This is a genomic window from Kribbella koreensis (assembly GCF_039525325.1).
GTDB lineage: Bacteria > Actinomycetota > Actinomycetes > Propionibacteriales > Kribbellaceae > Kribbella > Kribbella koreensis.
Map to the genome: position 1 here is coordinate 107,092 of NZ_BAAAHK010000027.1, position 20,311 is coordinate 127,402.

The 20,311-nt window shown below is 67.8% G+C and carries 16 protein-coding genes; 7 read left to right on the forward strand and 9 right to left on the reverse strand.

What is annotated here, in order from left to right; genetic code table 11:
- Nucleotides 1-95: 95 nt before the first annotated feature.
- A complete protein-coding gene (locus tag ABD116_RS41375) occupies nucleotides 96-3,146 on the forward strand; it encodes a glycosyl hydrolase 2 galactose-binding domain-containing protein (RefSeq protein WP_343984162.1) in 3,051 nt (1,016 codons plus the stop codon).
- Here the strand turns inward: ABD116_RS41375 and ABD116_RS41380 are convergent.
- From ABD116_RS41380 to lepA, 4 genes are read right to left on the reverse strand one after another with little or no spacing between them, the layout of a single operon-like run.
- Nucleotides 3,143-4,363: an MFS transporter gene (locus tag ABD116_RS41380; RefSeq protein ID WP_343984164.1), complete on the reverse strand. Its 1,221-nt coding sequence runs from the start codon at nucleotides 4,361-4,363 to the stop codon at nucleotides 3,143-3,145. The two genes, ABD116_RS41375 and ABD116_RS41380, sit on opposite strands and share 4 nt — an antisense overlap.
- Entirely contained in the window at nucleotides 4,360-5,019 is a 660-nt protein-coding gene (locus ABD116_RS41385) for an MOSC domain-containing protein (RefSeq protein ID WP_343984166.1), read from the reverse strand. Before ABD116_RS41385 ends, ABD116_RS41380 begins: the two co-directional genes overlap by 4 nt.
- 42 nt (nucleotides 5,020-5,061) lie before the next feature.
- Nucleotides 5,062-5,973 carry an aminoglycoside phosphotransferase family protein gene (locus ABD116_RS41390; protein ID WP_343984168.1) on the reverse strand — a complete coding sequence of 304 codons (912 nt, stop codon included), beginning with the start codon at nucleotides 5,971-5,973 and terminating at the stop codon, nucleotides 5,062-5,064.
- Nucleotides 5,973-7,859 carry a translation elongation factor 4 gene (gene lepA / locus ABD116_RS41395; protein ID WP_343984194.1) on the reverse strand — a complete coding sequence of 629 codons (1,887 nt, stop codon included), beginning with the start codon at nucleotides 7,857-7,859 and terminating at the stop codon, nucleotides 5,973-5,975. Before lepA ends, ABD116_RS41390 begins: the two co-directional genes overlap by 1 nt.
- A gap of 156 nt (nucleotides 7,860-8,015) precedes the next feature.
- Here lepA and ABD116_RS41400 point away from each other — a divergent pair, with 156 nt between their 5' ends.
- The 6 genes from ABD116_RS41400 (at nucleotide 8,016) to rpsT (ending at nucleotide 12,482) form a co-directional block, all read left to right on the forward strand.
- Nucleotides 8,016-8,555 (forward strand): RNA polymerase sigma factor, encoded by a 540-nt coding sequence (locus tag ABD116_RS41400; RefSeq protein WP_343984170.1) that lies wholly within the window; start codon nucleotides 8,016-8,018, stop codon nucleotides 8,553-8,555.
- Nucleotides 8,552-9,736: a WD40 repeat domain-containing protein gene (locus ABD116_RS41405; RefSeq protein ID WP_343984171.1), complete on the forward strand. Its 1,185-nt coding sequence runs from the start codon at nucleotides 8,552-8,554 to the stop codon at nucleotides 9,734-9,736. The genes ABD116_RS41400 and ABD116_RS41405 overlap by 4 nt, the downstream gene beginning before the upstream one ends.
- Before the next feature lie 73 nt (nucleotides 9,737-9,809).
- Nucleotides 9,810-10,349, forward strand: a complete 540-nt coding sequence (locus tag ABD116_RS41410; protein WP_343984173.1) for a SigE family RNA polymerase sigma factor — start codon at nucleotides 9,810-9,812, stop codon at nucleotides 10,347-10,349.
- Nucleotides 10,346-11,593: a hypothetical protein gene (locus tag ABD116_RS41415; protein ID WP_343984175.1), complete on the forward strand. Its 1,248-nt coding sequence runs from the start codon at nucleotides 10,346-10,348 to the stop codon at nucleotides 11,591-11,593. Before ABD116_RS41410 ends, ABD116_RS41415 begins: the two co-directional genes overlap by 4 nt.
- Before the next feature lie 17 nt (nucleotides 11,594-11,610).
- Nucleotides 11,611-12,063, forward strand: a complete 453-nt coding sequence (locus ABD116_RS41420) for an SRPBCC family protein (RefSeq protein ID WP_343984177.1) — start codon at nucleotides 11,611-11,613, stop codon at nucleotides 12,061-12,063.
- A gap of 158 nt (nucleotides 12,064-12,221) precedes the next feature.
- Nucleotides 12,222-12,482 carry a 30S ribosomal protein S20 gene (rpsT, locus tag ABD116_RS41425; protein WP_328321396.1) on the forward strand — a complete coding sequence of 87 codons (261 nt, stop codon included), beginning with the start codon at nucleotides 12,222-12,224 and terminating at the stop codon, nucleotides 12,480-12,482.
- Nucleotides 12,483-12,558: 76 nt separating this feature from the next.
- Here the strand turns inward: rpsT and holA are convergent, their stop codons facing one another.
- From holA to ABD116_RS41450, 5 genes are all read right to left on the reverse strand, one after another.
- On the reverse strand, nucleotides 12,559-13,551 hold the full coding sequence (holA, locus tag ABD116_RS41430) for a DNA polymerase III subunit delta (protein WP_343984180.1): 993 nt from the start codon (nucleotides 13,549-13,551) through the stop codon (nucleotides 12,559-12,561).
- Between the two features lie 40 nt (nucleotides 13,552-13,591).
- Nucleotides 13,592-15,733, reverse strand: coding sequence for a ComEC/Rec2 family competence protein (locus ABD116_RS41435; RefSeq protein ID WP_343984182.1), 2,142 nt, complete (start codon nucleotides 15,731-15,733; stop codon nucleotides 13,592-13,594).
- Between the two features lie 391 nt (nucleotides 15,734-16,124).
- On the reverse strand, nucleotides 16,125-17,039 hold the full coding sequence (locus ABD116_RS41440; protein WP_343984184.1) for a ComEA family DNA-binding protein: 915 nt from the start codon (nucleotides 17,037-17,039) through the stop codon (nucleotides 16,125-16,127).
- Between the two features lie 65 nt (nucleotides 17,040-17,104).
- Nucleotides 17,105-18,808, reverse strand: a complete 1,704-nt coding sequence (locus ABD116_RS41445; RefSeq protein WP_343984186.1) for a hypothetical protein — start codon at nucleotides 18,806-18,808, stop codon at nucleotides 17,105-17,107.
- A 139-nt stretch (nucleotides 18,809-18,947) separates the two neighbouring features.
- Nucleotides 18,948-20,210 (reverse strand): VOC family protein, encoded by a 1,263-nt coding sequence (locus ABD116_RS41450; RefSeq protein WP_343984188.1) that lies wholly within the window; start codon nucleotides 20,208-20,210, stop codon nucleotides 18,948-18,950.
- Between the last annotated feature and the right edge of the window lie 101 nt (nucleotides 20,211-20,311).

The following is a 20,311-nucleotide window of genomic DNA, read 5'->3' on the forward strand; positions in this document are numbered from 1 at the left end:
TGTCACCGGGTCTCCGCGGCGTTAGCATCGGCTTTGATTATTAGGAAACTTTCTTAACGATCAGCGGCCCGCTCCCGCCCCAGGAGGCCCATCCCATGAAACGCGTCCCCCATTGGTTACTGGCGACCGCCTTGGTCGCCGGCGTCTGTACGGCGATCCCCGCCGCCGGCGCCTTGCCCAGAGCAGAGGCAGCTCCGTCTGCCGCTGCCATCCCGAGTTTCCTGTTGCAGACCTCTGCCCAGGTCTCCGACGACTCCGCCGTCACCAAGCCGGGCTTCCCGACCGGCGGCTGGCTACCGGTGTCGTCGCGCTCGACCGTGTTCGCCGGGTTGCTGCAGAACAACAAGTACCCGGACCCGTTCGTGTCGACGAACATGAAGAACGTCGACAAGGCCCAGTTCACCGTGCCCTGGTGGTACCGCTCGGAGATCCAGGTCACCGACACCACCCAGCGCACGTACCTCGACTTCAGCGGCGTGCTGTCCCGCACCGACGTCTGGGTCAACGGGGTCCGGGTCGCCGACAAGACCCAGACAGCCGGCGCCTACACCCGGCACGACCTCGACATCACCGCGCAGGTCCATTCCGGCAGCAACGCGGTCGCGTTCAAGGTCTATCCGAACGACCCGAACAACGACCTCACGATGGGCTGGATCGACTGGGCTCAGACGCCACCCGACCAGAACATGGGTATCGTCCGCGATGTCGTCGTCCGGCACAGCGGCCCCGTCGCGCTGCGCGGCGCTCACGTGGTCACCAAGCTGACCGTGCCCGCGCTCGACCACGTCGACCTGACGCCGAAGGTCGATGTCCGCAACGACTCGGCGGCCGCGGTGACGACGATCGTCAGCGGTACCGTGGCCGGCGTACCGGTCAGTCAGTCGGTCTCCCTTGCGGCCAAGGAGAAGAAGACCGTCACGTTCGCCAACGTCGGGCTGGACAACCCGAACGTGTGGTGGCCGGCGGGGATGGGCGGACAGCCGCTCTACTCCTTCGACGTGACGGCCGCGGTCGCCGGTACGACGTCCGACACGGCGTCGGAGAAGTTCGGCGTACGGGATGTGAAGGCACCGCTCAACAGCAGTGGCGGGCGGGCGTACTCGATCAATGGCCGGCCGTTGCTGGTCAGGGGTGGTGGCTGGTCGCCGGATCTGTTCCTGCGCTGGGACGCGACGTACGCGGCCGACAAGCTCAAGTACGTCAAGGATCTGGGCCTCAACACGGTCCGGCTCGAAGGACACATCGAGCCCGACGAGTTCTTCGAGATGGCCGATCAGATGGGCGTGCTGACCATGCCCGGCTGGGAGTGCTGCGACAAGTGGGAAGGCCAGGTCAACGGCGGCGAGCAGGGCAACACCTGGACCGCCGAGGACTACGTGACCGCCAAGTCGTCGATGACGGCCGAGGCCGAGCGGCTGCGGAACCACCCGAGCGTGCTGACCTTCCTGATCGGCAGCGACTTCGCGCCGAACGCGACGATCGAGAAGAACTACCTGGACGCGCTGAACGCCGCGGACTGGAAGACCCCGGTGATCCCGGCCGCGTCGGCGAAGTCGTCGCCGCAGCTCGGCAGCTCCGGGATGAAGATGAACGGGCCGTACGACTGGATCCCGCCGAACTACTGGTACGACAAGGCGCACACCGACTCCGGCGGCGCGTGGGGCTTCAACTCGGAGACCTCGGCCGGACCGGACATCCCGACGCTGGACACGCTGAACCGGATGCTCACGCCGGCCGAGCTCGACGTGTTGTGGAAGAACCCGGCGGCCACCCAGTACCACCGGTCCTCGTCGTCGACCTTCGGCAACCTGAAGCTGTTCGGCAACGCGCTGTCCGGCCGGTACGGCGCTCCTTCCAGCCTGGCGGACTACGTCAAGAAGGCGCAGCTGGCGGCGTACGAGAACGTCCGGTCCGAGTTCGAGTCGCACAACCGGAACTTCACCGACTCGTCGAACCCCTCGACCGGGTTGATCTACTGGATGCTCAACAGCGGCTGGACGTCGCTGCACTGGCAGCTGTTCGACACCTACCTCGACCAGAACGGCGCGTACTACGGCGCCAAGAAGGCGAACGAGCCGCTGCACATCCAGTACTCCTACGACAACAAGTCCGTTGCCGTGATCAACCAGAACCACGCGGCCGCGTCGGGGCTGACGGCCTCGGTGAAGCTGTACAACATCGACGGCACGGAGAAGTTCAGCCAGACCGCATCGGTGTCGGTGCCGGGTGACGGTGGGAAGACGACGGCGCTGACGATCCCGGCTGTGAGCGGGTTGTCGACGACGTACCTGGCGAAGCTCGTCCTGACGAACTCGTCCGGGGCCGAGGTCAGCCGCAACGTCTACTGGCTGTCCACCAAGGCGGACACGCTGGACTGGAACAACACCGACTGGTACTACACACCGACCACCAGCTACGCCGACCTGACCGGTCTGTCGAGTCTGGCCCAGACACCTGTCTCGGCCAACGCGACGACGTCCGCGAGTGGCGACACCACGACGACCACGGTGACGTTGAAGAACACGTCGACGGCGAAGACGCCGGCGTTCTACCTCGACGCGCATATCGTCGTCGCCGGCAAGCCGGTACTGCCGGTGCAGTGGAACGACAACGCGGTCTCACTCTGGCCGGGTGAGTCGGTTGTCCTGCGGGCGTCGTACCGTACTTCGGACCTCCATGGCGCGGCGCCTTCGGTGCGGGTGACCGGGTGGAACACGGCGACGCAGACGATCCCCGGAAACGGCGGTGGACCGACTGATCCGCAGCCGGTCCTCTACGAGGCCGAGGACGCGACGATCACGGCCGGGGTGGTCGAGTCGAACCACGCGGGCTTCACGGGTCGCGGATTCGTGAACTACGACAACGCGGTCGGCAGTGCGGTCGAGTGGACGGTCAACGCCGCCACCGCGGGGCCTGCCACCGTCGTACTCCGGTACGCCAACGGCACGACGACCAACCGGCCGATGAACGTGTCGGTCAACGGGACGGTTGTGTCGAGCGGGCTGGCGTTCGCTGGTACCGGCAACTGGGACACCTGGCAGACCAAGACGCTCACGGTCAACTTGGTGGCCGGGAGCAACAAGATCAAGACGGTGGCGACAACTGCCAACGGCGGTCCGAACGCGGACAGCCTGACCGTCTCCTAACCGGCCTGGGCCGTCACCTGCTGATGCTGGCGGGTGGCGGCCCAGCGCACCACTGGTACGAATAGGACTCCGATCACGGCGAACCAGACGCCCAGAATGATCCAGCCCGGTACGCCGAGTCCGAGCGGCAACAAGGCGAGCACCGTCGGCGCCACCATCGTGCTGATCGACATGCTGGTGCCCCAGACGCCCTGGTACTGCCCTTGAGCGTGATTCGGGGCGAGGTCGTAGCTGAGCAGGAACGAGCCCGAGGACTGCAACAGCTCTCCGATCACCTGGACGAACGCACCCAGCACGAGCAGCGCGACCGCGACGGCTACCCCGCCGCCTGACGCGCCGGCGAACAGCGCCATCGATGCCAGCAGCAACCATCCTGCCTGGCGGGTGGCTCTGGCGGCGCTCGTCGGATCAGCGATCCCCCGGCTCGACCTGACTTGGAACAGCGACACCACGACGGTGTTGACGACGAGCAGCAACGCGATCGTCCAGCGCGGAGCCTCGGTGTGATCGACCACCCAGAGCGGGATCGCGACATCGAGCACCGCGTAGTGGATGGACATGCCGGCGTTGAGCGCGGCGACGGCGAGGTAACCGCGATCGCGCAGCGCGACCCATACCGGACCGTCCTCGCTCTTCGGCTGCGGCGCCACCCTCGGGATGGCCAGGATGATGAAGGCCGAGCTGAGGGTGAGGACGGAGTCGAGCACGAACATCGTCCGGTAGGCCGCGGCGGTGTCGAAGTGCAGCGCGAGCGCGCCGACGCCCGCGCCGACCGTGATGCCGATGTTGGTGATCGCCCGCAGATAGGCGCGGGCGGCGACTCGCCCGGTGCCGGTCGTCACGGCTCCGATCAGGGCCGCCCGGACCGAGCCGGCGCCGCGATCGAGGATCGTCAGGACGATGGCGACGGCGAGGAACTGCCAGAAGGTCTGCACCAGCAGGTAGGCCAGCGACAGCACCGCGACGGAGCCGCCCAGGAGTACGAACAACGTCCGCGGTCCGCGGCGATCGGCCAGATGCCCGAGCGGGATGCCGGCCAGCAGGCCGAAGAGCCCGGCGATGGTCAGGCCGAGGCCGATCTGCGCGATGGACAGGCCGACGATGCGGTTGAAGTACAGCACGCTGACCGTCATCAGCAGGCCGTTGCCGACCCGGCTGAGCAGCGTCGCCAACGCCAGCGGCCTCAGCGGCCCCGGCTCGGGAATCAGCCCCTTCACAGCTCCCTGTACTCCGCGCCGAGACCGGCCGACTGTCGCGCGGCCACCCGTCGGGCGATCTCCCGAAGCTCGTCCACCAGGTCGGCGTCGGAGTCGAGCATGCCCTGCATCTTCGCACTGTCCTGAGCGGCGAACATGACCGCGACGGTGACCTCGTGGTCCGGCCTGCTCAGCACGGTGATGCCGTCGCCCGCGCCGATCGTCCCGGTCCTGAGCACCTTCAGATAGGCGCCCGGCCGGCCGGCGTGATGGAACCGCTTGACCCAGCCCTTGAGCTGCATCCGGTGCTGGAAGGTGATGCACGGGACGCGCGGCGCGCGCACCATCACCTCGACCTCGTCACCGATCCGCCACACCTCACCGATCAGCGCATTGCTGATGTCCAGCCCCTCGGTCCGCAGATTCTCCCCGAACAGCCCGGTCGGGATCTCCCGCCCAAGCTGCTCGCTCCACCAGAGCGCGTCCTCCTCGGCGTACGCGTAGAGCGCCTGGTCCGGCCCGCCGTGGCTGTCGATGTCGCAGACCCGGTCACCCTCCAGCCCCAGCTCCCCCACCGGCACCCGCCGGCTCTGCGGCCGCTTGTCGATCGCCGTGAACCCCGTCTCCTTGGGCCCCGGAATCAACTCTTCGACCACATTCACCGTCAGCACGCGCATACCAGCCATGCTCTCCCGTGCGGGGTGCGGACTGCCACCGAATTAGTCCTGGATGGCCTTCACGATGGCGATGTTGCGGGTCAGCCAGTCTTGGGGGAGGAAGGCGTCGGGGGTGGTGGAGCGGAGGACGTTGAGGACGTTGACCATCTGGCGGACGATGATCCAGTCGCGGGCGCGGTCTTCGTCCAGTTCGGCGGTGTCGATGGCGGCGTAGAAGCGCTGGCGGATCCGGAAGCGGATGTCGCCGGTGGCGACGACCTCGTCCCAGCGGTTCCAGATCAGCGGCGCGACTTCGAAGTACGGGTCGCCGGACAGCGGTTTGGGGTCGATCACCAGCCACGGCTCGCGGTCGGCGGCCATGACGTTCTCGTAGTGGAGGTCGCTGTGGATCAGCTTGCCGTCGCAGGCCGGGTCGGAGGCGAAATCGGTGGCCAGCGAGATCGCCTGTTCGACGTACCGGTGTGGCACCGGCGCCGACGCGGGGAGTTGGCGGAAGCCCTCGATCCATCGCTTCACCTCGCCCGACAAGGGCCGGTACTGCGGCCCCGCCGCGACGTGCAGCCGTTTGTAGCTGGAGGCAACGATCTCGCAGGCCTCGAGATCGCCCACCGTCGTCAGGTCGCGCGGTTGCAGACGCTCCAGCAGCAAAGCGAACCGCCGCGGATCGGCCCGGAGCAGTTTGACCGCACCATTCCCGTCCCAGGCCCGCAACGCGAGATGCTCGGTCTCTGCCTCCACATGCGGAAACTGGACCTTGAGCACCGCCGGCGTACCGTCCTTGGCCAGCACCGGCACCACCAGCGCACATTCCCCGTACGCCGAACCGCCGTCGACCCGCAGCTCCCACTGACTCAGCAACTCGGCCACCAGCTTCGGCAGCCGGTCGAGCCAATCGGCCCAGTCCGGACCGCGCGTACCGACCTTGAGGAACTCCGCGGGGATGTCGACCGGCACTACTTCTTGGCCTTCTCCGACGGCTCGTTGGTCTTGAGGGCGGCGATGAAGGCTTCCTGGGGGACCTCGACCCGGCCCACCATCTTCATCCGCTTCTTGCCCTCCTTCTGCTTCTCGAGCAGCTTGCGCTTCCGGGTGATGTCACCGCCGTAGCACTTCGCGAGAACGTCCTTGCGGATCGCCCGGATCGACTCGCGAGCGATGATCCGGGACCCGATCGCGGCCTGGATCGGCACCTCGAACTGCTGCCGCGGGATCAGCTCCTTGAGCTTGCCGGCCAGCGCCACGCCGTACCCGTAGGCGTTGTCGCGGTGCACGATCGCGGAGAACGCGTCGACCGTCTCGCCCTGCAGCAGGATGTCGACCTTGACCAGGTTGGCGGCCTGCTCGCCGGTCGGTTCGTAGTCCAGCGAGGCGTAGCCCTTGGTCTTCGACTTCAGCTGGTCGAAGAAGTCGAAGACGATCTCGGCCAGCGGCAGCGTGTACCGCAGCTCGACCCGGTCCTCGGACAGGTACTCCATCCCGAGCAGGTTGCCCCGCTTGGTCTGGCACAGCTCCATGATGACGCCGATGAAGTCCTTCGGGCTGAGGATCGTCGCCCGGACGACCGGCTCGAAGATCTCGTCGATCTTGCCGTCGGGGAACTCGCTCGGGTTGGTGACGACGTGCTCCTTGCCGTCCTCCATGGTCACCCGGTAGACCACGTTCGGCGCGGTCGAGATCAGGTCCAGGTCGAACTCGCGCTCGAGCCGCTCGCGGACGATCTCCATGTGCAGCAGGCCGAGGAAGCCGCAGCGGAACCCGAACCCGAGCGCGCCCGAGCTCTCCGGCTCGTACTGCAAGGCAGCGTCGTTGAGCTGCAGCCGCTCCAGCGCGTCGCGCAGGGTCGGGTAGTCGTCGCCGTCGATCGGGAACAGACCGGAGTACACCATCGGCTGCGGGTGCTTGTACCCGCCGAGGGCCTCGGTCGCGCCACGGATCGCCGCGGTGACGGTGTCACCGACCCGGGACTGGCGGACATCCTTCACACCGGTGATCAGATAGCCGACCTCGCCGACGCCGATGCTCGGCGACTTCATCGGCTCCGGAGAGATGACACCGACCTCGAGCATCTCGTGCACGGCGCCGGACGACATCATCTTGATCTTGTCGCGGTGGGTCAGCTCGCCGTCGACCACCCGGACGTAGGTGACCACGCCACGGTAGGTGTCGTAGACCGAGTCGAAGATCAGCGCCCGCGGCGGCGCGTCCTTCACGCCCTTGGGCGGCTCCACCTGGGCGACGATCTCGCTCAGCAGCGCCTCGACGCCCTCGCCGGTCTTCGCCGAGACCCGCAGTACGTCGGACTCCTTGCAGCCGATGATGTGCGCCAGCTCGGCCGCGTACTTCTCCGGCTGGGCGCCCGGCAGGTCGATCTTGTTGAGGACCGGGATGATGTGCAGGTCCGCGTTCAGCGCGAGGTACAGGTTGGCCAGTGTCTGCGCCTCGATGCCCTGCGCCGCGTCGACCAGCAGCACCGCGCCCTCACACGCCTCCAGCGACCGGGACACCTCGTAGGTGAAGTCCACGTGGCCGGGGGTGTCGATCATGTTCAGGATGTACGTCGTGCCGTCCGGGGCGAGCAGTCCGCCCGGGGAGTCCGGCTGCGGCGCGTACGGCAGCCGCACGGCCTGCGACTTGATCGTGATGCCGCGCTCGCGCTCGATGTCCATCCGGTCCAGGTACTGCGCGCGCATCGCCCGGCCGTCGACGACGCCGGTGATCTGCAGCATCCGGTCGGCCAGCGTCGACTTGCCGTGGTCGATGTGGGCGATGATGCAGAAGTTCCGGATCAGCGTCGGGTCGGTGCGACCGGGCTGCGGAACGGACGTGGGGCCAGCGGGCACGGAGATTTCCAGTTCGTCGTCTGAGAGGTCGGGCAACTGATCAATCATCCCATGAGAGGCCAACCATTTCCGACCAGGTGTTGATCACTCCTGGTGACAGCCTGAGCCGCTGCGGTGATATCACAGCGTTTCCGGAGCCTGGACGTCTCTAAGGGTGTGACGAACCTAGTGGTGAGCATCAGGCATCCTCACCAGGCGACGGCTCCGGACGACGCGCACGCTGCCGTCTCGGAGCTGTACGACCGGCATTGGCGCGGCCTCGTGCGCCTGGCCGTCCTGGTGATCGATGACCGACAGACAGCCGAAGACATAGTCCAGGAAGCCTTCGCCCAGCTGTACCGGCGATGGCCGCTGAAGGACTCCGACAAAGCGCTCGGGTACCTGCGGACGATCGTGCTCAACGCGAGCCGGTCGACGCTGCGCCGGCGCAAGGTCGCCCGCCTCTACACCCCGCCGCATCAGGCGCCCCAGGACTCCGCCGAGAACGCCGCAGTACTCGGGGAGCAGCGGCTCGAAGTACAACGGGCGCTCCAGACCCTCCCGACCCGCCCCCGAGAGGTCCTGGTGCTGCGCTACTACCTCGACCTGCCCTTCGACGAGATCGCGCAGATCCTCGGGATCAGCGCCTCCACCGCGCGGTCGACCGCGTCTCGCGGCCTCACGGCCCTCACCAAGCAGCTGAAGGAAGCCCGATGAACGACACCGAGACCCGCCTGCGCGACTACCTGCACACCAAGGCCGCCGACGTACCTGACTCCGCCCACGGCCCAGGCCTGGAACTGGACGCCACCAGCACCTCCACCCGCCGCCACTGGGCTCCCATGGCCCTCGCCGCCGCCAGCATCGGCGCAGTACTCATCCTGGCCGTCCCCTTCCTCAACAGCCTCGGCGGCAACCAGCCCGGTACGGCGGGGTCGCCGGCGAGCGGGCCGGTCTCGGCCGAGGCGCCGCGGCTCCCCTACTCGATCACTGTCGCGAACAACCCGGGTAACCCGCTGGACACCTGGTGGGCCACCATCCGCGACGACAAGACGACCGTGCAGAACCCTGGCGTGAAGGGCGAACTCGTGGCCCGGCTCGGTGAGGGCTGGCTCGTGACGACCGGCTACCCCGATCCACTCAAGTCCCAGGCCGCCATCGTCAGCAAGAACGGCAAGCTCCGGCCGATCGGACCGCTGGAAGCCGATACCCCGGCCATCTCACCCGATGGCAAGCAACTGGCCATCCCGGTCGCGCCGCACGGGGCCAAGGACAGCCAGGTGGTCGTGGTGAACGTCGCCGACGGTCGCGAGGTTTCGCGGCTCCGGATCCCGACGCCGATGCTGTCCTCGTTCGGCTGGAACAAGGCCGGGATCTGGCTGTACGCGAACAATGCGGACCGTACGCCGATGTACCTGTGGCAGCCCGGAACTGCTGAGGCCCGGAAGCTACCTGCCCTGGGGGCCGAGATCGCGCTCGCGTCGGGCAGCGACACCTTCGGCTACTCGACTGCCGAGGGCGCTGGGTATTGCGCCAAGGCTGCCACCCTGGGCACGAGCGGGCCCGAGGTGAAACGGCAGTACTGCAGCGACAAGCCTGCACTGCACGGTGTCAGCCTCTCGCCGGACGGTGGAACCATGGTGGTCGGCGGTCCCTGGGTCGCCGTCGACGTCGCCGGCGGGAAGCAGACCAAACTGAACCTGCCGGCCGGACTGGTCGGCACCAGTCCGGTCGCCTTCGAGAACGCCACCGACCTGCTCGTACTCGGCCTCGTCCCCGGCAAGACGCCGGCCAAGCCGACGGCCCAGACGATCTACCGGTGCCGGGTCACCACCGGCGAGTGCAAGGCGCTCGTGACCGAGAAGCGCGGCGAGGTGTTCGGGCTCGGCCAACGCTGACCACAGCGCAGATCTCCCACCGGCTCAGCGTGCAACAAATGCGCTGAGCCGGTGTCTCTTTACTGTGAGCGACATGATGCTTGGCGGGGGACGCGCGTCGGAGGCGCCGCCGGGGCCCTCGCAGGACCGGGAGGCTGCGATCACGCGGCTCTACCGGGAGCAGTGGGCCGGGATGGTGCGGCTCTCGCTGCTGATGCTCGGGGACCGGCCCTCGGCCGAGGACGCCGTACAGGAGTCCTTCGCGGCGATGTACCGGCGCTGGGACAGCATCAAGGACGGCACCCGGGTCGAGGCCTACCTGCGCTCCGCGGTGCTGAACACCAGCCGATCCGTACTCCGGCGCCGCAAGCTCGCGCTGCTGCACCGGGGGCAGCCCGAACCGGCGGTTTGGTCCGCGGAGAGCGCGGCAATGATCGGCGAGGACCGCCGGGAGGTGCTCGCGGCACTCGCGACACTGCCCGCCCGGCGGCGCGAAGTACTGGTGATGCGGTTCTATCTGCATCTGTCCGACGCGGATATCGCCCAGACCCTCGGCATCAGCGAGGTCTCCGTGCGATCGACCGCGTCCCGCGCCTTGAAGAGTCTGGGCCACAAGCTGAAGGAGGACCGATGACCAAGCATCTAGAAGAACGGTTGTCGGAAGCCCTCGACGCCGCCGCCCGGACGGTGCCGGACAACGCAGCACCGCCGGAGCTGTTCCCTGGCGAGGAGCCGTCGTCCGAGAGGCGCTGGGTACCAGTGCTGGTGGGTGGGCTGGCGATGGCCGCGGTGATCGCGGCGGTGGTAGTGCCGCTGGCGATCTCGCGGGAGCACTCGGCGCCTGCTGGGATCCTGTGCCCTGCCGCGCCCGCTGTTGAGGCACTCAAGCTCCCGCAGCAGCAGTACAGCGGCTCGGACTATCCGGATCTGGACAAGCTGCCGTTCGGGCCGCCGCCGTCGGTGCCGTTCACCATGGCTCGCGATATCGATCGTCATGGCGGCTATCTAGAGGACCGGGGTGTCCGCGTGCCGCTGCCGGACGGGCAGGAGCTGTTCAGCATCGGGCGGATCGACTGCGGGTGGGTGGCTTATCGGCAGTCGGGTCGGAGCGGTGACGCGGCTGAGGTCGGCGTACTCGGTACTGACGGGAAGTACCGGTCATTCGGGCCGGTGACCGGGGATGGCGCCTCGTTGTCGCGGGACGGCAGTGAGCTGGCGTACGTCGCGCCCACCGGCAAGGGGACGGCGTCGGTCGTCACCGTCTCGGTTGCCAGCGGCAAGCGGCTGGCGGCTACTCCTGCGACCAGCAACGCGGAGGTCGTCGGCTGGAACAGTGACGGGGTCTGGTTCATGCGCGACCGGGACAAGTCGGTGACCCAGGTGTGGGAGCCGGACGGTGGCAGGAAGCCGGTCACGGTGGACACGGACGGGCGCCTGCTCACGGCGTACCGGGGAACCGACCGGATGCTGCTCAGTGACCAGGCCCAGGCGGCTGGCAGCACCACCACTGCGGATCTGTGCGTGCGGGTAGCCACCCTCGGGCCTGCGAACAAGCTGATCACGACACTGCAGGTGTGCGGCGGCGCCGGAGCGACCCTGTCCCCCGACGGCCAGGTACTGGTGGCTGACCAGGGAGGCGACGTCCAGGCCTATCTGGTCGATGGCGGCTCGAAGACCAGCTTCCACGCCACCTCGATGCTCGTCACCGCGGACCATGAGGCGGTCTGGGAGGACTCGACCCACCTGCTGAACTCGGCCGGGCTGGGCACGGACCGACAGATGACACTGCGCTGTGACGTGGTCAGCGGGGCATGCGAGAGAATCCAGGACGGGCCGCAGACGGGTGTACCGGCCGGTCCTGAGCTCGGCTATCCCTAGGCGCTGGAGGATTCGACGTGGCGGATGTCAGTGAGTCGATCGAGGTCGCTGCGTCGCCGCTGGAGGTCTATGCGCAGGTGAGCGAGCTGTCGCGGATGGCGGAGTGGAGCCCGGAGTGCACCGGGGTTCGGTGGAGTACAGGCGGGGTGCCGGGCGTGGGGTCGCGGTTCATCGGGCTGAATCGGTCCGGGATGGTCCGGTGGTTCACGCAGGGTGAGGTGCTCGAGGCGGTGCCGGGTGAGCGGTTCTCGTTCCGGATTGCTTTTGGGGCCGTGCCGATCGCGCTGTGGACGTATGAGTTCGCCGCTACTGGCTCCGGCTGCACGGTGACCGAGTCGTGGACCGATCGGCGGCCGGCGGCGATGCGGGCTGTTTTCGGGCGGATGTTCGGGGATCGGGTCAGGATCAACCGGTACGGGATCCACAAGACGCTGGGTAATCTGAAGGCGAGCCTGGAGTCCGTGTCCTGAGGTCCGGAGCTCGAGGCTGTGCCGGTGATCACTCGGTTTGGTGCTGACGGCGGCTTGTTGGTAATCTGTTCATTCGCGCGTGTGCGTTGGTACTCACCCGTGCACGGCACCAAACTTTTCCTGTACTGATCCCAAACACTGATCGAGGCTCTGCATCCGTGGCGAACATCAAGTCCCAGATCAAGCGCAACCGCCAGAACGAGGCGGCGCGGCTTCGCAACAAGTCGGTGAAGTCGACCCTGAAGACGGCTGTTCGCCGCTTCCGTGAGGCTGCTGACACCGGCGACACCGCGAAGGCGCAGGAGCAGGCCCGCGTTGCCGCCCGCCTGCTCGACAAGGCAGCCAGCAAGGGCGTCATCCACGCCAACCAGGCTGCCAACCGGAAGTCGTCCATCTTCAAGAAGGCCGCTTCCCTCTGATTCACGCCTGACGATCGGCCTCCCCTCCACTGTGGAGCGAGGCCGGTCGTTTTTGCGTGCCCGGATTCATGCGGGATCAGGCAGGCTGGCGGCGGCCGTGGGCGCGGCTGACCGTGATGACCATCCGCTCCAGCGCGTAGCCGGCATCGCCTGACGCGCCTTTGACGTCCGCGTCGGCCTGGGCGACCGCCTTGATCGCCGCCGCCAGACCGCCCGCGGTCCAGCCACGCGCCTGCTGCTTCAGCGTCTTCAGCTTCCACGGCGGTACGCCGACCTCGCGCGCCAGATCCGCCTCGCGCAGACCACTCGGCGCACTCGTGTACTTCGCGAGTCCACGCAGCCCACCGGCCATCGCGCTCGTCACCAGCACGGCGGCGACGCCACAGTCCAGGGCCCAGCGCAACTGCTCGAGGGCCGGCTCGGTCCGGCCGGCGATCGCGGCGTCCGCGACGGCGAAACTCGTGACCTCGGCGCGACCACCGAAGTACTGGCTGATGAGCTCGGTGCTCACCGCCTGACCGTCTGAGTCCGACACGAGCTGGGAACAGGCTCCCGCCAGCGCCCGCAAGTCATGCCCGACCGCATCGACCAACGCAGTCGCCGCGCGCTCGTCGATGCTCCCGCCTAGCAGCCGGATCTCGCCCAGGACGAACTGCGGCAGCTCCCAGGTCTTCGGCGCGGTCGCGACGACCTCGTTGACCGAGGCCTTCCGCAACTTGTCGAGGACGCCTTTGCCCTTCTGGCCACCTGAGTGGACCAGCACGACAAGCACGTCCTCGGATGGCGCGCCCGCGTACTCAAGCAGGTGGGGGACCATCTCGGCCGGGAGGTTCTCCAAGGTCCGGAGCACCATCACCCGCTCGGCGGCGAACAACGACGGGCCGGTCAGCTCGGCGAACACCCCGACATCGAGCTCCGCACCGCCGAGCTCGGTGACCTCGATCTCCGCCCCGCCCTTGGACACGGCAGCGATCGCAGACCGAACAGCCCGGTCGGCGAGGAACGCCTCCGGGCCGGTAACGAGCAGGACATCCCCAAGCTTGGGCGCGGAACTCCGTCGAGCAGCCATAACCCCGCAAGCATCCCACGCCCCACCGACAACCGTGGCCTCATGGGGTGGTTCGGCTTGTGGTGATTGCTAGTTGGTGGTCGGGGGCCAGCACCGCGATCGAGCCGGAGGTGTCGGTGCGGGCGATCTTCATGCCTTGGTGGGTCAGGAGGTCGAGGGTTCGGGGTGCGGGGTGGCCGTAGTCGTTGTTGAGGCCGGCGGAGATGACCGCGAGTCTGGCCCTGGTGGCGGCGATGAAGGTGGGGTCCTGTTGGCCGGAGCCGTGGTGCGGGACCTTCAGGACGTCAGCTCGAAGGTCGGCACCGGTGGCGAGGACGGCGCGTTGGGATTCGGGTTCGAGGTCGCCGGTGAGCAGGAGGCGGAGGCCGGCTACCTCGGTCATCAGGGCGATACTGGCGTTGTTCTCGGGTGAGCCTTCGTCGGTTGAGGTCTTGGATGACTTGCCGGTGAGTGCTGGGACTCGGGCCGGCCAGAGTGAGGTCCAGCTGACTGGGCCGACTGTGCGTTTCTCTTGGTAGGTGACCGTCCGGATGGGGATTCCGTGCTGAGCGGCTAGCTGGAGCACGCGCTTGTACTCGGCGGGTGGGGAGAAGTACGGCGTCACCTCGATCTCGCCGACTGTCCTCCCCCGCAGCACACCGGCCAGTCCGCCCGCGTGGTCTGCGTGGAAGTGAGTGAGTACGACGACGGGCACGTACTTCACGTCGAGCTGTCTCAGGCAGCGGTCGATGGCCGTCGGGTCGGGGCCGGTGTCGACGACTACCGCGGTGCTGCGGCCCGCGTGCAGCACGAGTCCGTCGCCCTGGCCGACATCGCAGGCGACCATGAGCCAGCCCGCTGGTGGCCAGCCCAAGGAGCGGATCGGGCGCAGGATGACTACGGCGAGCAGGACGAGGGCGAGCAGCATTGCGATCGGGCGGGCGAGTATCCGGTGCAGGCCGATCACCAGGGAGAGGCAGAGCGCAGTCAGCACGGCGATGCCGATGACCGTCGCTGGCCAACTGCTCGAAGCGCCGGGCAGGTCGGCGCCCTTCTGCGCGACGAGAATGATCCATCGGGCCGGCCAGCCCGCTAGCCAGCCGAGTAGGCGGGCCAGATCGGCGCTCAGTAGGGCGACTCCGGCGGTGCCGAAGCCGAGGATCGTTGCGGGGCCGACTGCGGGTCCGGCTAGCAGGTTGGCTGCGACGGCGACCATTGATACCTGGCCTGAGAGCCATGCGACTACCGGCGTACAGGCTAGTTGGGCGGCTAGTGGGCAGGCGACTGCCTCGGCGAAGCGCACGGGCATCCAGTGGGCGAGTGCGTCGCGCCAGGTTGGGCCGAGGAGGACGATGCCTGCGGTCGCCAGTACGGACAGGGCGAATCCGGCGGATCTGGCTAGCGAGGTGTCGATCAGGAGCAAGGCGATGACTGCCACCGAGAGGCTCCGCGCCGCACGCCGGGTGCCGCCGCTCCCCGCCATCGCGGCCAGGGCGACGAGGCCCATCACTGCTGCTCTGAGGACGCTGGGTTGTGGTCGGGCGAGTACGACGAAGACCACGACCATGGCGAGCCCGACGACAGTCAGGCCGCGCGCCCGTACGCCGAGCAGTCGGGCGAGTGGGAGCACAAACGCCAGCAGGAGCGTGAGATTGGTACCGGAGACTGCTGACAAATGCGTCAGGCCAGTCGTTTTGAAATCGTCGGCCAGCTCGGGTGGCAGGGCTGACTCGTCACCCATGACCAGCGCCGGTACGAGGCCGCGCACTGCCTCTGGTTCGCCGGCGACTGCTTGCCTCAGCCCGGCTCGTACTCGCTCGGCCGCCTTCAGCCACCAGGCGGGTTCGTCAAGCACTCGCGGCGCGACCCGTGACGACAACATCGCCGCCACCTCACCGCCTTTGTCGACCGACCCGAGCCGCCCGGTCGCCTCGACATGCTGCCCGAACCTCACCGCCTTCCATTGCACGGACCCGATCACCAGCACCGGCGTACGAACTCGCGTCGCTGTTCCCCTGCCGCTCACCTCCTCCACCGTTGCCCGAACCACCACATACGGCGGCCGCCTGCTCCCCGGCGTACTCCTCACCGCCGGGTCGCCCACCACCTTCAGCCGAACCTTCACCGCGGCCCCCGACTGCGCCAAGTCCATCACCGGCCCTGCCTGCAACCGCTCCACCTGCAGGCCCGCCGCTAGCGCCATCCCCACCACAACCACGCCCACCCCAGCTGCGGTTGTCACTAGCTGCCACAACCGCCCACTGCCCGATCGCGGTCCCGCCCACCTGCGCGATCGCGCCCACAGAAGGCCGCCCGCAACTCCAAACGCAGCAACCACCGCTGCTCCTGCAGCCGCCCAGTAGGCGGTTGAAGCACTCGCCCCCAGCAAGACCACAGCCGTCAACCACCCGACGCCAGCCGGAACAAGTAGCCGCAAATCAACACCAGGCTTGTCCACCTCCTCGCCCTCGGAATCAGCCACGGGCTCGGGCTCAGGCACGGATGTGGCCCCGGGCTTGAGCGTGAGGTCGGGGGCGGGCTCGGGCGTCGGCGTCGGCGTCGGGTCAGGGATGGGCTCGGGTGTGGGGGTGGGGTCAGGTTCGGACATGGGGTTTTAGGGATTCGAATTTCTTGGGGCCTACCCCTGGGATCTCCTGGAGTTCGTCGGTGGTGGTGAAGCGGCCGTGTTCGGTGCGCCAGTCGAGGATGCGTTGGGCTAGGACTGGGCCTACTCCGGGGAGGGAGTCGAGTTGGGCGAGGGTTGCTGTGTTGAGGTCGACTGGGGTGGTGGAGGTTGCCGGAGTACCGGCTGGGTGGGTCGGGTTGGGAGTGCCGGTAGAGGCGGTGGCAGGGGCGCCGACGATGATCTGTTCGCCGTCGGTGACTTGACGGGCGAGGTTGAGGGTTGTCAGGTCTACTCCGGGCAGGGCTCCGCCCGCGGCGGCTAGTACGTCGGCGACGCGTGAGCCGGCCGGGGCGTGGACCAGCCCGGGGCGGCGTACTTTGCCGGCGACGTCGACCACGACTGTGACGGGCGACTTCGGCGTAGTCGACGGCTGGTGGGCCGAAGACGGGGTTGCGACCGGCGTACCGGAGGTGAAGCTGCCCGGTGGGTTGGGGATCGGCTCAGGGTTGGTGCGGGACAATGCGTAGCCCGCCCACAGCAGGCCGGCGAGCAGGATCAGGGCGAGGACGACGATGTGGCGGGGTGAGAGAGTCCATAGCGGTCCTTTCAGGCGGTCGGGCAGTGGTACCGGCGGGGTCCAACCACCTCTGATCTCGTCGGGGTCGAGTCCTCCCCGCGGGGCCAGTGCTCCGGAGTCGGGTCCTCTACGCGAGGCGGAAGTATCGGGGTTGGGGGCGCTGCGGGAGGCCTGCGCTCCGTCGTGGTCGTTGGTTGTGGCGGCGGCTTCTGCGGTGCGGCGCTGGTGGACGGTGGTGTGGAGGCGAGAGAGGGGTTGTCGGCGGGGCTCCGGGTCTGGCTGTGGGGGTTGGCGGGAGAGCTTCACATCAGGGAAAGTACGAGCCTTTCCGGCATCCGGCGGAGGGACTTCTCAGGCTGGGGACAACCACCTCATTCGCCGTCGTCGACTCGGTGGGTTCCCAGGTGATCGACGCGGAAGACGAATCCGTTGCGGGTGGTCCACTCCACGGTGCGTTCGTCAAGGCGCCGGGACGTCCAGCCGCCGTGGGTCTTCACCCGGTGGCTGAATCGCCGCAGGGGTACGAGGTTCGCCGTACTGGTCTGCCCCGGCGGTCCGTGCGGATCGAAGGGTTCGATGTGGTCGAGATCGATGCTGTCGGTGGTCATGGCTGTGCCGTACGGGAACTGTTCGACCGGGTAGGTCAGCTTCACCCGCTCGCGGATCCGGCGAGGGATCTCGTAGGCGTCGACGCTGACACCGACGCTGAGATCGATCACCGGCTGGATGACCACCTGGTCGTGACCGAGGAGCTCGTGCAGCCGGTCGACGAAGACTGGGCCATAGCCCTCGACGCGCGCGACGCCCTGCCCGGCGAGGAGAACCTCGTCGGTGATGTGGGCGTAGAGAACCGTCTGTCTGGGTCTGCGCCCGGTGTAGGCGATCTGCCGGATGGCCTCGAGTTTCTTGGCCAGCTCTCGGCGCGCTGCCCAGTCCATACCGCGATCGGAGTCCTGCACCTCGTCCGCCTGGTTCGAGGACCAGGGCTCATTGATTGGATCCGAAGAGTCGGGAAGGTAGTCGTCGTACGCAGGATCACTGGGATGCGGAGTGTCTTCCGCGTAGGCGCCGTCGTGAGGGTGGTCGGTGGCGAACCTGTTCAGATCGTCGGCCCGCTGGCCAGAGTCGATGTCCCATTCGACGTCGAGATCCCCGGGCTCGACTGGATCGAGGCTGCCGGATACGTCGACAGTCGCGCTGCCCGAGGCATCGGCGGTCGCGGTGCGCTCTGTACCGGCGGTTGGGCCGGCCGCTGCGTCAGCCGGTGGATCGTTGTTGGTACGGCTGGCCATCCCTGATGCAGTGAGGTGGTGGGCGACCTGGAGGAGCTGGTCGGCCTGCGCCGGGTCGGCGAGTATGCCGAACGCTCTCGCGCGGCGCTGCTGCACGGAATCGGTGTCGCCGAGCGCAGCAAGCGCTTCGGCGCACTGGTCGACGGTGGCTTTGAACCGGATCACGTCACCCGAGCTGGCACGTACGAACAGCATCGTCGTGCCGTACTCATCGGATCGCCCGGCCCACACTCCTCGCTTCCGGGCCCTCTCCTCCGCCCGAGCCTTGGCCGCCTCCGGGTCGGCCTGCCACATCGCTGCCTTGACGATGTTCGCCAACCGCAGCGGAGTGACCGTGTCGACGATGGCGGCAACTCTCGCGTCGACGATCGCGGCGCCTTCCTCCGATAGTTCCATGCAGGCGCTGGCGACCTTGCGGGCTTTCCAGGCCGTCGCGTGTCCAGACAGCACCTGCGCCCAGGTCAGCGGCAACCGGTGCCGCAGCGCCAGCGCCTGACCAATGAAGGTCGCCGCGGCGCCCGTAGACCGAGCGGTCACGGCACCGAACTCCGCCGGGGCGAACTCGGCGACCGCCGGACACCCCACGCCGCCGTACACGACGCCGCGCTCGCCACCAGGCATCGCGACCTGTCCGGAGAGCGTCGCGGGGTCAGGATGCAGGTCCGCGAAATGCAGAGCTAGACGCAGCTCGGCGAGGTCGGCCTGGCCCTGCAGATCATGGACCTCCGCCAGCGCGGCGAGAGTCTCGCGGGCGCCGTAGTCATCCAGATCCTGTGGGAACACGTGTTCGATAATACGCTGTGTAACGTGGCGTGTGCAAACGCAGTACCCGATTTCTCGTTATCCACAAGGGCAATCAGCGAGCCGTCGAGCTGCGCCAGAAGTGATAGAACACGTTGCGTGGTCGCGGTCCCTGCAGGGCTCAGGACGTGATGAGGGTGAGCTCATTGCCTTCTGGGTCGGCGACGGTGCGGGTGCCTGGACGGTCGGCAGGCAGGATCGTCCCGCCGGCGGCGACGGCCGTGGCGAGGCGAGACTCCACAAGATCGGCTGGTACGAGGAGTTCGAAGTGGGTGCGGTTGCGCTGACGGCGGCGTTCCGATTCCGCGGCGTCCATCTCCTGGAGGATGAAGGTCGGGTTGAGCCGGCGTGGGTCGTACAGGTCATAGCCGCGAGGAGTTTCCTGATAGCCGAGCACGGTCGTCCAGAAGTCCTTCACCGCGGCCACGTCCACGGCATCGATGCCGAACTGTACGAAGCGCAGGCGCGCCGGATCCGCCGACAGCCCGAGCTCCCGCGCCGCCGATTGGATTCGAGCCGCCAGCCTCACGAACCCGGCGGTGTCTTCCTCCCACTGATCCTTCCCGCTGTCGATCGTGACCCCGTCCGGGCGCAGATCCACTAGCAAAGGCCGCCCGGCCTCGTCAGCGAGAGCCGCGACGGCGGTGGCGAGGCAGCTCGCCTGCGCGGGAGAAGTCGTCGGATAGAAGGTCATCGCGCCGAACAGCACGCGCCAATCAGCCGTCCCCGCCTCATCAGTCCGCGCCCTCGCGTCCGAGATCTCGGTCGGGAGTTCGCCGCCCGGTACGAGGTCGATCTCGTTCCCATCCGGGTCGGCGAGCGCGACTCCCCACGGGCCGAACGGCTCCTGCCCCACAGCCGCCCTGAATGCCTCCACAGCTTCCGACGGCCGGCTCACATCGACGTGAATCCGATTGCGCAACGGCCGCGGCTCATCCAGCCGGTAGAACGAGATCGCCGGATCCCGCCGCAACGGATCCTCGAAGCGAAGATCCCCGACCGGCTCATAAGCGAACGCAGAACTCCAGAACGACGCCACCGAAGCCAACTCACCCGACGAAACCGCCACCCGCAAGACTTGCAACCCCGCCGGATCCGCAACCATCCCAAGCTCCTGCGCCGCCGCCGAGATCCCACCAGCCAGCGTCATCTCCGCCTGACCCGGTTCACCTCCCCGTACGCCGATGCGCACCCGAACCCCACCAGCCCGCAGGTCAAAGTCGGGCAACTCCCGCCCGCCCACCAACTCCACAACGCGCGCAACCAACGCCGCCCCCACCCCCAACGACGGCGACGGCGACGGCGACGGCGACGGCGCATCGAACCAGGCGCTCAAACCGCCATCAAAAGCCCGCCACCCATCAACACCATCCAGCTCAGCCATGCCTCAGCGTATGACCGTCCGCGGACGATCCCCGTCCGGAATAACCCCCTAGCGCTCACGCCGGCGAGCGCCCCCTCCCGATGTGCGCAGCGTCCGTGCCG